At 70.9% G+C, this 12,957-nt stretch carries 11 protein-coding genes and 2 pseudogenes; 11 read left to right on the forward strand and 2 right to left on the reverse strand.

The genetic code is table 11. From position 1 onward, the window contains the following. Positions 1 to 89: 89 nt before the first annotated feature. Entirely contained in the window at positions 90 to 1,265 is a 1,176-nt protein-coding gene (locus tag QIT00_RS16470) for an acyl-CoA dehydrogenase family protein (protein WP_282536026.1), read from the reverse strand. Between the two features lie 443 nt (positions 1,266 to 1,708). Between QIT00_RS16470 and QIT00_RS16475 the strand changes: the two genes are divergently transcribed. Continuing rightward, complete coding sequence (locus tag QIT00_RS16475; protein WP_282536027.1) at positions 1,709 to 2,959, forward strand: glycoside hydrolase family 18 protein; 1,251 nt, start codon at positions 1,709 to 1,711, stop codon at positions 2,957 to 2,959. 152 nt (positions 2,960 to 3,111) lie between these two features. Here the strand turns inward: QIT00_RS16475 and QIT00_RS16480 are convergent, their stop codons facing one another. Beyond that, positions 3,112 to 3,264 (reverse strand): SCO1431 family membrane protein, encoded by a 153-nt coding sequence (locus tag QIT00_RS16480; RefSeq protein ID WP_282536028.1) that lies wholly within the window; start codon positions 3,262 to 3,264, stop codon positions 3,112 to 3,114. A 141-nt stretch (positions 3,265 to 3,405) separates the two neighbouring features. Here QIT00_RS16480 and QIT00_RS38950 point away from each other — a divergent pair. The 10 genes and pseudogenes from QIT00_RS38950 to QIT00_RS16525 form a co-directional block, all read left to right on the forward strand. Then, positions 3,406 to 3,960 (forward strand): annotated as a pseudogene (locus QIT00_RS38950) (LysR family transcriptional regulator); the annotation flags it as partial. 25 nt (positions 3,961 to 3,985) lie between these two features. Then, on the forward strand, positions 3,986 to 4,456 hold the full coding sequence (locus QIT00_RS16485) for a LysR family transcriptional regulator substrate-binding protein (RefSeq protein WP_408909788.1): 471 nt from the start codon (positions 3,986 to 3,988) through the stop codon (positions 4,454 to 4,456). Positions 4,457 to 4,577: 121 nt separating this feature from the next. Next, positions 4,578 to 5,372: an enoyl-CoA hydratase-related protein gene (locus QIT00_RS16490; protein ID WP_282536029.1), complete on the forward strand. Its 795-nt coding sequence runs from the start codon at positions 4,578 to 4,580 to the stop codon at positions 5,370 to 5,372. Positions 5,373 to 5,539: 167 nt separating this feature from the next. Further along, positions 5,540 to 6,916 carry an MFS transporter gene (locus QIT00_RS16495; RefSeq protein ID WP_282536030.1) on the forward strand — a complete coding sequence of 459 codons (1,377 nt, stop codon included), beginning with the start codon at positions 5,540 to 5,542 and terminating at the stop codon, positions 6,914 to 6,916. Then, the gene (locus QIT00_RS16500) at positions 6,913 to 8,100 is read left to right on the forward strand and encodes a CaiB/BaiF CoA transferase family protein (protein WP_282536031.1); all 1,188 of its coding nucleotides are present in this window, start codon (positions 6,913 to 6,915) and stop codon (positions 8,098 to 8,100) included. The genes QIT00_RS16495 and QIT00_RS16500 overlap by 4 nt, the downstream gene beginning before the upstream one ends. 29 nt (positions 8,101 to 8,129) lie before the next feature. Next, positions 8,130 to 9,281 carry an acyl-CoA dehydrogenase family protein gene (locus QIT00_RS16505; RefSeq protein WP_282536032.1) on the forward strand — a complete coding sequence of 384 codons (1,152 nt, stop codon included), beginning with the start codon at positions 8,130 to 8,132 and terminating at the stop codon, positions 9,279 to 9,281. Beyond that, positions 9,278 to 10,423, forward strand: a complete 1,146-nt coding sequence (locus tag QIT00_RS16510) for an acyl-CoA dehydrogenase family protein (protein ID WP_282536033.1) — start codon at positions 9,278 to 9,280, stop codon at positions 10,421 to 10,423. The genes QIT00_RS16505 and QIT00_RS16510 overlap by 4 nt, the downstream gene beginning before the upstream one ends. Positions 10,424 to 10,474: 51 nt before the next feature. Continuing rightward, positions 10,475 to 11,617, forward strand: coding sequence for a thiolase family protein (locus QIT00_RS16515; RefSeq protein ID WP_282536034.1), 1,143 nt, complete (start codon positions 10,475 to 10,477; stop codon positions 11,615 to 11,617). Positions 11,618 to 11,642: 25 nt separating this feature from the next. Further along, positions 11,643 to 11,921: pseudogene (locus tag QIT00_RS16520) on the forward strand (acetyl-CoA C-acetyltransferase); the annotation flags it as partial. Next, entirely contained in the window at positions 11,918 to 12,922 is a 1,005-nt protein-coding gene (locus QIT00_RS16525) for an NAD(P)H-dependent flavin oxidoreductase (RefSeq protein WP_282536035.1), read from the forward strand. The pseudogene QIT00_RS16520 and the gene QIT00_RS16525, both read left to right, overlap by 4 nt. Positions 12,923 to 12,957: the final 35 nt, after the last annotated feature.

Here is a 12,957-nt window from a genome sequence, read left to right on the forward strand (position 1 = left end):
CGGAATGACTCGTCTAGGTGGGGCGGGCAGTGGTGACGTCGGGGCCGGGGGCTAGGTGGGGCGGGCAGTGGTGACCTCGTGGCCGGGGGCTACTGCGACTCCGGGCCTATCAAGTGCCGGGCGATCACGACGCGTTGGATCTGGTTCGTGCCCTCGACGATCTGCAGGACCTTGGCCTCGCGCATGAGGCGCTCTACGGGGAAGTCCAGCGTGTAGCCGTACCCCCCGAGGACCTGGACCGCGTCCGTGGTGACGCGCATCGCGGCGTCCGTGCAGAACAGCTTGGCCATGGCCGCTTGCCGGGAGAACGGCAGCCCGGCGTCGCGCAGCCGGGCGGCCGAGAGGTAGAGGGCGCGGCCGGCCTCGATCTGCGTCCCCATGTCGGCCAGCATGAAGCGCAGGCCCTGGAAGTCGGCGATGGGGCGGCCGAACTGGCGGCGGTCCCTGGCATACGCCGCGGCCTCGTCCAGGGCGGCCTGGGCGACGCCGATCGCGCAGGCGGCGATGCCGAGGCGGCCGGAGTCGAGGGCGGAGAGGGCGATCGCGAAGCCCTGGCCCTCCTCGCCGATCCGGCGGGCGTCGGAGACCCGCACGCCGTCGAAGTGGAGCTGGGCCGTGGGTGAGCCCTTGAGGCCCATCTTCCGCTCGGGCACGGCGGCGGTCAGCCCCTCGGCGTCACCCGGGACCAGATAGGCGGTGATGCCCTTGGCGCCCTCGCCGCCGGAGCGGGCCATGACCGTGTAGAAGTCGGCGATGCCGCCGTGGGTGATCCAGGCCTTGCCGCCGTCGATCACCCAGCCGTCCCCGTCCCGCACGGCCTTGGTGCGCAGCGAGGCGGCGTCGGAGCCGGAGGCCGGTTCGGAGAGGCAGTACGCCCCGAGGAGTCCGCCGCCGAGCATCGCGGGGAGGTGCTCGGCCTGCTGCTCCTTCGTGCCGTACCCCGCGAGGGCGTGGGCGGCGAGCGTGTGCACGCTGACCCCGAGGCCGACGGTGAGCCGGGCCGCGGCGAGCTCTTCGAGGACCTGGAGATAGACCTCGTACGGCTGGTCGCCGCCGCCGAACTCCGAGTCGTACGGCAGGCCGAGGAGGCCGGATTCGGAGAGCAGGGTGAAGACCTCGCGCGGGAACCGCCCGGCGTCCTCGCCCTCGGCGGCCGCCGGGGCGATCTCACGCTGGGCGATCTCGCGGACGAGCGCGAGGAGGTCGCGGGCCTCCTCCGTGGGCAACTGACGCTCCACCTGCTGGTGCGGCGCACGGTCCGACATGTCGTCGCTCTCCTCCCTGTCGGGCGCTGCGGCGGTCGCATCGGGTGGGGAGCCGCCGGAGTTCTGACTACCCGGCCACGGGCGGCGATTCGGGTCGCGAAACGCGGCTCACCAAGGGCCGTTGCAGCGAGTATGCCCGACGAAGTGCCGCACGTCACCAGGTTCACGACCGTTCACTTCACTTCTCTCGTGAATATGTGGCCGACCCCCACATCCAGGCCAACAACCAGGCCATGACAGGCCGCATCGAGGGCCGGACATCGCCCTTCACTCCGGACGTGCGAATTGGTCCGAACCATTGACCCCACTGGTCTAGTCCTTCTACTGTTCCGGCGAATGCCTCACCGCGTTCATGTCAATCTCGGCCACCGCGTCCCGTCCCCGGGGGCCCGCGCCGAGGGCAAGGTCAACAGCAGTTCCTCCCTCCCCCACGAGGAGACACCATGCTCAGACCGCACCGCCTCCGCACCCGCACCCGGGTGCTGCTCGCCTCGGCCTGTTGTGCCGTACTCGGCGGCGGCCTGCTCGTCGGAGCGGGCGCCGCGGGCGCCGCCCCGACCCCCGCCGAGGACGCCGCCGGCGAGAAGGCCGCGGCCGGCTCGAAGGTCGTCGGCTACTTCACCGAATGGGGCGTGTACGACCGCAACTACCACGTCAAGAACATCGACACGTCCGGCTCGGCGGCCAAGCTCACGCACATCAACTACTCGTTCGGCAACGTCGAGGGCGGCAAGTGCACGATGGGCGACGCCTACGCCGCGACGGACAAGGCGTACACCGCCGACCAGTCCGTGGACGGCAAGGCCGACACCTGGGACCAGCCGCTGCGCGGCAACTTCAACCAGCTCCTCAAGCTCAAGGCCAAGTACCCGGACCTCAAGGTGCTCTGGTCCTTCGGCGGCTGGACCTGGTCCGGCGGCTTCACCGAGGCGGCGAAGAACCCCGAGGCCTTCGCCCAGTCCTGCTACGACCTGGTCAACAACTCCAAGTGGGCCGGCGTCTTCGACGGCATCGACATCGACTGGGAGTACCCCAACGCCTGCGGCCTGACCTGCGACACCAGCGGGCGTGCGGCGTACAAGAACTTGATGGCCGCGATGCGCGGCAAGTTCAAGGACCAGCTGGTCACGGCCGCGATCCCGGCCGACGCCTCCGACGGCGGCAAGATCGACGCGGCCGACTACGCGGGCGCCGCGCAGTACGTCGACTGGTACAACCCGATGACGTACGACTACTTCGGTGCCTGGGACGCCAAGGGCCCGACCGCCCCGCACTCGCCGCTGAGCAAGTACGACGGCATCCCCAAGGACACCTGGAACTCCGAGGCGACGATCGCGAAGCTCAAGGGGCTCGGCATCCCGTCGGAGAAGCTGCTGCTCGGCGTCGGGTTCTACGGGCGCGGCTGGACCGGCGTCACGCAGAAGGAGCCGGGCGGCACGGCCACGGGCCCGGCGGCCGGAAAGTACGAGCAGGGCATCGACGACTACAAGGAGCTGAAGACGAAGTGCCCGGCCAACGGAACGGTCGGCGGCACCGCGTACGCGCACTGCGGCAACAACTGGTGGAGCTACGACACCCCGGAGACGCTCGCCGGAAAGATGGCCTACAAGAACAAGGAAGGCCTCGGCGGCACGTTTTTCTGGGAGCTGAGCGGCGACACGGCCGACGGTGAGCTGATCAAGGCGCTCAACTAGCCGTCACCGGCGAACGGCGACCGAGTTCTGCGCCGCGGGTGGCCCTGGACGGCAACCGGCCCGCGGCGGGAGTCGGCGGGGCGGAGGGCCTGGCGCTCTTCGCCCCGCCGGGGTGTGTCCCGGGCCCGTCTCCCCGGTCGTTGCGGGCGGCCCTAGAGCAGCCCGGCCTGAGTGACGAACATGGCGAGCACGACGACCAGGGTCCAGCCCAGTACGTGCTCCAGGATCTTGGGGCCGTCGTCCTTGGGGCCCCCGGTGCGGATCCGGGCGCGGGCGTCTTCGACGGTGGTGGCAGTCGCGGTCATGGCTGTCTCGCTCACGAAGGGTCCGGCAGTGGCATCCCCCCACTGGCCCGACCAGAGTGCCAGGGGATGCGGCCCACGGGTTAGGACGTAGGTCACGCCCGGGCCACGCGGGGCCGGTGGGGTACCCCGTAGATTTCGGGAATGGACGTCCGTCAGCTGGAGTACTTCCTCGCCGTTGTCGACCACGGTGGGGTGAACCGGGCGGCAGCCGCGCCGCGTGTCGCCCAGCCGTCGCTGTCGCAGGCCGTCAGGAAGCTGGAGAAGGACCTGCGGACCGAGCTGTTCCACCGGGTGGGACGGGGGCTTGTGCTGGCTCCCGCCGGTGAGGCCCTGGTCGGTCCGGCGCGGCAGATCCTGCGGGACATCAGCTCGGCGCGCCAGGCGGTGCACGAGGTGCGTGATGTGGAGCGCGGGCGGATCGACATCGCGTCGCTCTCCGACATCTCGACGGATCCGCTGTCGGTCTGGGTGGCTCACTTCCGGGTCAAGAACCCCAACGTGACCATGCGCGTCGACGAGCGCGACCATGTCTCCGACGTCCTGGAGCTGGTCAAGTCGGGAACCTGCGAGCTGGGCGTGACGATGCTGCCGGTGCCGCACGACGGTCTGACCGACGAGTACCTGGTCACCCAGCAGTTCGTCCTGCTCCTGCCACCCGGGACCGAGGCCGAACTGCCCCCGGTCGTACCGCTCCGGTCGATGGCGGGGCATCCCGCTGGCGATGGGGGAACGGAACACCCCCACCAGGGACTACATCGAGGCCATGCTTCGCGAGAACGGGGTGGACCCGCGCGTCGCCGTGGAGGTGCCGCAGCGGGGAGCCGTGGTGCCGACGGTGCTCTCCGGCGCCGGCGCGGCGATCGTCTCCCTGCGGGTCGCCATGGAGGCCCACCAGCGGGGGGCGGTGGTCCGCGAGGTCGATCCTCCGCTCCAGCGGCGGATCGGGTTGGTGCACCGGTCCGGGCGGCTCACCAAGGCGGCCGCGGCGTTCCTGAGCGAGACCAAGGCCGACCTGGCGTCCTGGAATCGCGCCTTCGACCGTCGGATGTCCTCGGGGATGAGCCGGATCGAGGCCGCGGGCGAGGTGATGGCGGCGATGGAGAAGCGACAACTCGACCGGTTCAGGGAGCGGTCGCCGATCGCGGTGGAGGGGACCGGGGCGCCTCGGACGCACAGACACCTGGACTCATAGGTGATTGCAGTCAATCCGCTCGACATTTGGTCTTTGACGCTGTCGGTCGGGGGAACGTTGGATGTGGCGCAGTTCATGACGCGGACAGCAAGCGATCAACTCCCGCTCACCGGAGGCGCCGATGCCAGCACAGGTCTCATGCTCGATAGCCCACCAGGTCGCGACCGTGACCCTCGACAACCCCGAGCGTCGGAACGCCGTATCGGTCCGTCTGCTCGCTGATCTCGAAGACGTCCTCGGCCACCTGGAGGCAGACCGCTCGGTGCGGGTCATCGTGCTGACGGGGTCCGGTTCGAGTTTCTGCGTCGGCGCCGACCTCGCCGCTCCCCCGGAGCTTCGGTCCCTGCGGGGCGACTCCTTCGAGGAGGACTCGGCGCGGCTGCGCGCGGCCAGTCACGTGGCTCAGCGTCTCCACCTGATGCCCCAGGTCACGGTGGCCGCGATCAACGGTGCCTGCGCCGGGGCGGGGCTGTCTCTCGCGCTCGCGACCGACCTCCGGCTCGCCTCCGAAGCCGCCGTCTTCAACACCGCGTTCCTGGGCGCGGGTCTCCCCGGTGACCTGGGCGGAATCTGGTTCCTCACGCAGCTGCTCGGCGCCGCGCGCGCCCGTGAACTGTTCCTGCTGCCGGAGAAGTTCGACGCGCACCGGGCAGCCGAGCTCGGTCTTGTGACCGCGGTCTCCGCCGCCGACGCGTTCGACGCGCTCACGGATCGTGTCACCGCCCGCCTGGCGCATGCCGCCCCGCTCGCGGCCCGGGCCATGAAGCAGAACCTGGTCGCCTCGCAGACCATGCCGCTCGCCGACTATCTCGGTGGCGAGGTCGACCGTATGGTGCGCTGCTTCCACACCGAGGACGCCCGCGAGGCGGCCGCCGCGTTCCTGGAGCGCCGCCGGCCCGTGTACGCCGGCCGCTGACCCGGCGGGCCCCGCGCCCTCTTCTTCAGGCATCACCCTCACCGGTCGGTGACCGTCGGTCGCCGCCTCTCGTTCACGGCTCCCGCTCCTCCCGCCTTCGCCGGACCGTGGACCTCCTCATTCGCCGCGCGCCGCACCCCCGCGCGCCGACACCGTTTGGAATCTCCATGACTCCGACGGCATCCACCTCGTCCCCAGGGACAAAGACGTCCAGACCCGCCGCGAGCCGCCGAGCCTGGATCGTGACGCTCCTGCTGCTTGCCTTCATGGTGCTCAACTTCGCCGACAAGGCCGTGCTCGGCTTCGCAGGTGTGCAGATCATCGAGGACCTGGGCATCACGCCACAGCAGTTCGGTCTGGTCCAGAGCGCTTTCTTCTGGCTCTTCGCCGTCGGCGCGATCCTCGTCGGCGCGCTCACGAGCCGGATCAACATCCGCTGGCTGGTCGCGGCCCTCATGGTGATCTGGATCCTGACCATGATCCCGCTGCTCTGGCAGGTCGGCTTCGTGGCGCTGCTCCTGTGCCGGGTCGTGCTCGGCTTCGCCGAAGGTCCGGCCTACGCACTGGCGACGCACATCGTGCACGCCTGGTTCCCGCCGGAGAGGCGCGGGCTGCCCGCGAGCATCGTCACCTCCGGTGCGTCCATGGGCCCGCTGATCGCGGCACCGGTGCTGAGCTGGGTGATCGTCACCTGGTCCTGGCACGCCGCCTTCGGGGTGCTCATCCTCGCCGGGGCGCTGTGGCTGGCGGCCTGGCTCACCCTGAGCAGGGACGCCCCGGAACACCTCCCGGCGGCGGCCGTCGCCGAGGGTCCTCAGGCCGTCGCCGAGGGTCCTCAGGCCGTCGCCGAGGGGCCTCAGGCCGTGGCACAGGCGCCGGTGCCGGCGCCGGCGCCGCTCCGAGTCCTGCTCACCACCGGCACCGTCGTCGGCATCGGCCTGCTGACCTTCTTCGCCTACTGGTCGACCACGCTCAAGGTGTCCTGGCTGCCCCTCTACCTCAGCCAGGGACTCGGCTACGACGCGATCGCCGTCGGCCGCCTCATCACCGTCCCGTACGCGGTCGCCGCGGCCGCGGCCATCGGCGCGGGACTGCTGTCGAACCGCCTGACCGCCCGGGGGGTGTCCCGGCGCATCACGCGTGGCTACCTGGCCGCCGGGCTCGTCGTCGCCTCCGGAGTGTCCATGTACCTGTTCACGACGATCGACCAGGGCCCCCTCCAGATGGTCTTCGTGACGCTCGCCTTCTCGCTCAACTCGGCGGCGTACGCGGTCGCGTTCACGGCGATCGGAGACGTGGTCGCCCCGAAGCAGCGGGGCGCGATCCTCGGCTGGCTCGTCGCCTTCTACAGCATGGCCGGCGTCCTCGCGCCGCTCCTGCTCGGTCACTTCGTGGGCGCGGCCGCGGACACCGCCACCGGCTACGGCCAGGGCTTCGCCCTGACGGGGCTCCTCATGACGGTCGGCGGAGCGCTCGCGGTGCTGCTTGTCCGGCCCGAGCGTGACCTGGCAAAGATCCGTGCACGAGTGGAGGTTGTGGCGTGAACGCGCCTTTGGAAGGAGTCCGGGTCGTCGACTTCGGACAGTTCATCGCGGCTCCGGCCGCGACGCAGATCCTCGGCGACCTGGGCGCCGACGTCGTCAAGGTCGAGCCGGTCACCGGCGAGGCCGCCCGCGTGATCGGGCTGTACGGCGAGGCGATCCTGCGCACGTACAACCGTGACAAGCGCGCCATCGCCCTCGACCTCAGGGATCCGCGCGGGCAGGAGATCGCCCACCGGCTGATCGAGGACGCGGACATCGTCGTACAGAATCTGCGGCCCGGTGTGATGGAGCGGTTCGGACTCGGTGCCTCCGCCGTGCGGGCGAAGCGCCCGGAGGTCGTCTACGCGACGGTCAGCGGATTCGGCCTGCACGGCCCGTCGAGGAACCGGCCCGGCCTGGACATCGCGGCGCAGGCCGAGAGCGGCATCATGTCGGTCACCGGGGAGCACGAGGGCGAGCCGCAGCGCGTGGGCTTCCCCGTCGTCGACGCGGCGGCGGCACACGTACTGGCCCAGGCCGTACTCGGCGCCTACGTCCGCAGGCTGCGCTTCGGCGCGGGCGACGAGGTGGAGGTCTCGCTCCTGGAGGTCGCCGTTCATCTGCAGGGCTCCAACTGGGGCGAGTACCTGCTGACCGGAGAACCGCCGCTGCGCAGCGGCAACGGCCAGCCGACGGTCGCCCCGGCCGCCGACGTCATGCCGACCGCGGACGGCGCTCTCGTGGTCTCGGCCTACTCGGCACCGCACTTCGAGAAGCTCTGCCGCCTGATCGAACGGCCCGACCTTCCCTCGGACGAGCGCTTCGCCTCCAACCAGGCGCGGGTCGCCCACCGTTCGGAGCTGCTCACCGAGTTGCGCGCCGCCTTCGCGGACCTGACCACCGACGAGGCGATGGAGCTGCTCGCACCGAACGGTGTGGTGGCCGGCCGGATCAGCCGCTACGACGAGGTGGTCAGGAACCCGGACGTGGTGGCGAGCGGCCTGTTCGTCGAGGCGGTCGGCACCGACGGCAGGCGGCACACCACACTCGGCTCGCCCTGGCAGCTGGGCAGCGCGCCCCGGAGCCCCGGCAGCGGCGCCCCCGCACTCGGCGAGCACACGGCGGAGCTCCTCGGAGAACTGGGTTACTCCGCACCGGAGATCGACGCACTCGCCGCCGACTCCGTCATTCACCTCAACGCCTGACCCATCAGACCGCTCTCCAGGAGAGAACCATGCGCAGGGACATGTTCACCGACGACCACGAGGCGTTCCGCGAGACCGTGCGGGAGTTCATCGGCAAGGAGATCGTGCCGCACGTCGAGGAGTGGGAGGCCGCCGGGATCGTGCCGCCCGAGCTGTACCGGAAGACCGCCGGGATCGGCATCAACGGCCTCCAGATTCCCGAGGAGTACGGCGGCGCCGGAATGGAGACCTTCCGCTTCAACGCCGTCGTCCTTGAGGAGAACGGGTACGCCGCGGCGACCCTCGGAGGACTCCAGGTGCACCTGAGCACGGTCCTGCCGTACTTCCTGGAGTTCGCGAACGAGGAGCAGAAGGCGCGCTGGTTCCCGGGGTTCGCGGACGGTTCCCTGGTCAGCGCCGTCGCGATGACCGAACCGGGTACCGGGTCCGACCTGGCCGGCATGGCCACCACGGCGGTACGCGACGGCGACACGTACGTCCTGAACGGTGCCAAGACGTTCATCACGGGCGGCATCGGAGCCGACCTCGTCATCGTGGTCGCCCGCACCTCCGACGGCGGCTTCGACCGGCGCAAAGGACTGTCGCTGCTCGTCGTCGAGTCCGGCATGCCCGGGTTCAGCCGCGGCCGGAACCTCGACAAGATGGGGCTCAAGGCGCAGGACACCGCCGAGCTGTTCTTCGACGACGTCCGGGTGCCGGCCGGGAACCTGCTCGGTGTCGAGGGCGACGCCTTCAGCATGCTGACCGCGAACCTGCCGCAGGAGCGGCTGACGATCGCGATCACCGCGCAGGCGACCGCGACGGCCGCGCTGCGGATGGCCATCGGCTACGTCAAGGAGCGCAAGGCGTTCGGGAAGCGCGTCGCGGATTTCCAGAACACGAAGTTCGTGCTCGCCGAGTGCGCTACGGAGCTCGAAGCCGGCCAGGCCCTGGTCGACCGCGCCCTCACCGAACTCGACGCCGGCACGCTGACCCCCGCCGATGCCGCGAAGGTCAAGCTGTTCTGCACCGAGATGCAGGCCCGGGTCATCGACAAGTGCCTGCAGATGCACGGCGGTTACGGCTTCATGCGCGAGTACCCCATCGCCAGGCTCTACACCGACGCCCGCGTGACCCGCATCTTCGGCGGCACCAGCGAGGTCATGAAGAGCGTCATCTCGAAGTCCCTGGAGCTCCGGTGATCCACGCATCCGTACGTGACATGGAGTTCGACGACTACTTCGCGCTGATCCGGGACTTCACGGATGACGAACTGATCGCCCGTGAGCCGGAGATGGTCCGCGCGGGTGCCGTGCCCGAGGACCTGGTGCGCAGAATGGCGGAAGTCGGCCTGTTCGGGCTCACGCTGCCGACGCGGTACGGCGGACTGGGGTGGACGGTCGAGCAGCAGGCCCGGCTGACCATGGAGTTCACCCGTGCCTCGGCCGTGTACCGGTCACGCTTCTCCACCACCATCGGGCTGGTCTCCCAGGCGCTGCTCGACCACGGCACCGAGGAGCAGCGGGAGCGGTACCTGCGGGCGATGGCCGACGGTGCGTGCGTCGCGGCGTTCGCGCTGACCGAGCCCGAGGCGGGCAGCGACGCGTCGTCCCTGCGGACCACCGCCCGCCGCACCACGGACGGCTACGTCCTCGACGGGCACAAGCGCTTCATCACCAACGGTGCCTGGGCGGACGTCCTGCTGGTCTTCGCCCGGACCGGCCAGGACGACAAGGCGCTCTCGGCCTTCTTCGTCGACCGGACGACCGACGGCGTGACGGTCCGGCTGCCCGAGCGGATGAACGGACACGCCGAGGGCCCGGTCGCCGAGATCGAACTCTCCGGGGTCCGAGTCGGCCCCGAAGCCCTGCTCGGCGGGGTACCCGGCAGGGGGATGCGCCAGGCCCTGCGCGGGATCAACCACGCCCGTACGCACGTCGCCGCCACCGCGGTCGGACAGACGACGCGCATCCTGACGGAGGCGACGGCGTACGCCGGCCGCCGGGAGCAGTTCGGCCGCCCGCTGGCCGAGTTCGGCGCTCTGCAGGCCCTGCTGGGGCGCAGCTACGCCGAGTTGGAGGCGGGACGCGCCCTGGTCCTCGACTGCGCCCGCGAGTTCGACGCCGGGAGCCCGCCACGGGAACGGATGTCGGCCGCCAAGCTGTACTGCACCGAGATGGCCTCGGCGGTCGCGGACCGCGCGGTGCAGATCCTCGGCGGTGACGGCATCGTCGGCGACAGCCCGGTCCCCCGCATGTGGCGTGACGTACGGGCTCTGCGCATCTACGAGGGCACCACCCAGATCCACGAACGGAATGTCGCGCGCCCTGCCGAACCTGCTTGAGCGCGAACTCTCCGTCGCCCGGCGGAACGTGCCGTCGGAAGGGAGCACCTCATGAGAGACGCCGTCATCGTCGAAGCCGTACGCACCCCGATCGGCCGTCGCGAAGGAGCCCTGAGCGCGCTCCACCCGGTCGACCTGTCCGCCTCGGTCCTGCGGTCCCTGGCCGAGCGGACCGGTATCGACCCCTCCGTGGTCGAGGACGTGATCTGGGGCTGCGTCGGTCAGGTCGGGGAGCAGTCGGCCAACATCGGGCGGAACGCCGTGCTCGCCGCCGGGTGGCCCGAGTCCGTCCCCGGAACCACGGTGGACCGGCAGTGCGGCTCCAGCCAGCAGGCGATCCACTTCGCGGCGGCCACGGTCATCGCCGGGCACGCCGAGGTCGTGGTCGCCGGTGGCGTCGAGTCCATGAGCCGGGTCCCGATGGGCTCGGCCAGAGCCAACGGTCCGGGACTGCCGTTCGGTGACCTCGTCGCCGAACGGTACGACGGCTACGAGTTCCACCAGGGCAAGGGCGCCGAGATCCTCGCCGCCCGCTACGACCTGAGCAGGACCTGGCTCGACGCGTACGCCGTGAGCTCGCACGAGCGTGCCGCCGCGGCCATCGACGGCGGCCGGTTCGCCAAGGAGGTCGTACCGGTGACGCTGCCCGACGGCTCCCGCTTCGACCTCGACGAGGGTGTGCGCCGCCGCACGCATGTCGACAGGCTCGCCGCACTGAGGCCCGCCTTCGCCGAGGACGGCCGGATGACGGCGGGCAACTCCTCACAGATCTCGGACGGTTCGGCCGCGGTCCTCGTCACCACGAGCGAACGCGCCGGGCGTCTGGGCCTGACGCCGCTCGCCCGCGTCCACTCCGCGACGGCCGTGGGTTCGGATCCGATCGCGATGCTGGGCGGCCCGATCCCCGCGACCGCCGACGTCCTCGCCAAGGCGGGCCTAGGGCCCGTCTCCCCGATCTTTGCGGGGCCGCGACGCCTGGCACGCTCCCCCAGCCTCCGGCCGGGGGTGCCCCCACTCGCCGCACGCCAGAATCACCCAAGTACGTCCAGTACGAGGGCGATCCGGGCGCACTCCCCCAGCCTTCGGCCGGGGGGACCCCCAGAGCACGCTCCCCCAAGCTCTCGGCTCCTCCCCCAGCCTTCGGCCGGGAGGTGCCCCCAGAGCAAGGGGGACCCCCATGACGCCGCGGCCTGATCCGCAAAGATCGGAGAGACGGGCCCTAGCCCTCGGCGACATCGGGGCCTTCGAGGTCAACGAGGCCTTCGCGAGTGTCGTCGGCGCCTGGCTCACGGAGACCGGGGCGGATGCCGGGCGGGTCAACCCCAACGGCGGCGCCATCGCCCTCGGCCACCCCCTGGGCGGGTCCGGCGCCCGCCTGGCCACCACCCTGCTGCACCACATGCGGGCCGAGGGCCTGCGCTACGGACTGCAGACCATGTGCGAGGCCGGCGGTCTGGCCAACGCGACGATCTACGAGAACTGGGAGCTGCGCGGATGACGGACCAGGAGATCACCGGCTGTGCCCTGCGCACGCGGTTCACCGAGGCCTTCGGCATCACCCACCCCGTGGTGCAGGGAGGCATGCAGTGGGTCGGCCGGGCCGAGCTCGCCGCAGCCGTCTCGGCCGGCGGCGGCCTGGGCATCCTCACCGCCCTGACCCAGCCGACCCCCGAGGACCTGGCCCGCGAGATCCAGCGGACCCGGGACCTCACCGACGCGCCCTTCGGCGTCAACCTGACCATCCTGCCGACGATCACCCCGCCCCCGTACGACGAATACCGCCGCGTCGTCGTCGAGTCCGGGGTCGGGATCGTCGAGACGGCCGGGTCCAACCCCGCGCCGCACCTGCCCCTGTTCAAGGAGCACGGGGTGAAGGTCATCCACAAGTGCACGAGCGTGCGTCATGCGCTCAAGGCGCAGGCCGTGGGGGTGGACGCGGTCAGCATCGACGGATTCGAGTGCGCGGGCCATCCCGGCGAGGACGACACCCCGGGCCTCGTTCTGGTCCCGGCCGCCGTGGACCGGCTCACGATCCCGGTCCTCGCCTCCGGGGGTCTCGCCGACGGCCGGGGTCTGGCCGCCGCACTCGCCCTCGGGGCCGACGGCGTCACCATGGGCACCCGGTTCCTCTGCACGCGTGAGGCCCCGGTGCACCATGCGGTCAAGGAGGCGATCGTCGCCGGGTCCGAGCGCGACACCAACCTGATCTTCCGCACGCTGCGGAACACCGCCCGGGTGGCGCGCAACTCCGTCAGCGACAAGGTCGTCGAGATCCTCGACGCCGGCGGCTCCTTCGAGGACGTCCGCGATCTCGTCGCGGGCGCCCGTGGCCGGAAGGTCTTCGAGGACGGGGACCTGGAGGCGGGCATCTGGTCGGCCGGCATGGTGCAGGGCCTCATCCACGACATCCCTCCGGCCGGTGAACTCGTCGGCCGCGTCGTCGACGAGGCGATCGACGTGCTCCGTTCGCGGCTCGCCCTCGCCGCGGGGGCCTTGTGACGCGTTCGACGGCGTAGACGTGAACGCACGACGGC

This window comes from Streptomyces luteolus (genome assembly GCF_029968015.1).
Lineage (GTDB): Bacteria > Actinomycetota > Actinomycetes > Streptomycetales > Streptomycetaceae > Streptomyces > Streptomyces luteolus.

What these genes read in the sequence shown, in the direction of transcription:
- QIT00_RS16505 (WP_282536032.1), top strand. Translation starts at nt 8,130, where the DNA reads ATGCGCAGGGACATGTTCACCGACGACCACGAGGCGTTCCGCGAGACC.
- QIT00_RS16475 (WP_282536027.1), top strand. Translation starts at nt 1,709, where the DNA reads ATGCTCAGACCGCACCGCCTCCGCACCCGCACCCGGGTGCTGCTCGCC.
- QIT00_RS16470 (WP_282536026.1), bottom strand. Translation starts at nt 1,265, where the DNA reads ATGTCGGACCGTGCGCCGCACCAGCAGGTGGAGCGTCAGTTGCCCACG.
- QIT00_RS16525 (WP_282536035.1), top strand. Translation starts at nt 11,918, where the DNA reads ATGACGGACCAGGAGATCACCGGCTGTGCCCTGCGCACGCGGTTCACC.
- QIT00_RS16480 (WP_282536028.1), bottom strand. Translation starts at nt 3,264, where the DNA reads ATGACCGCGACTGCCACCACCGTCGAAGACGCCCGCGCCCGGATCCGC.
- QIT00_RS16515 (WP_282536034.1), top strand. Translation starts at nt 10,475, where the DNA reads ATGAGAGACGCCGTCATCGTCGAAGCCGTACGCACCCCGATCGGCCGT.
- QIT00_RS16490 (WP_282536029.1), top strand. Translation starts at nt 4,578, where the DNA reads ATGCCAGCACAGGTCTCATGCTCGATAGCCCACCAGGTCGCGACCGTG.
- QIT00_RS16485 (WP_408909788.1), top strand. Translation starts at nt 3,986, where the DNA reads ATGGGGGAACGGAACACCCCCACCAGGGACTACATCGAGGCCATGCTT.
- QIT00_RS16495 (WP_282536030.1), top strand. Translation starts at nt 5,540, where the DNA reads ATGACTCCGACGGCATCCACCTCGTCCCCAGGGACAAAGACGTCCAGA.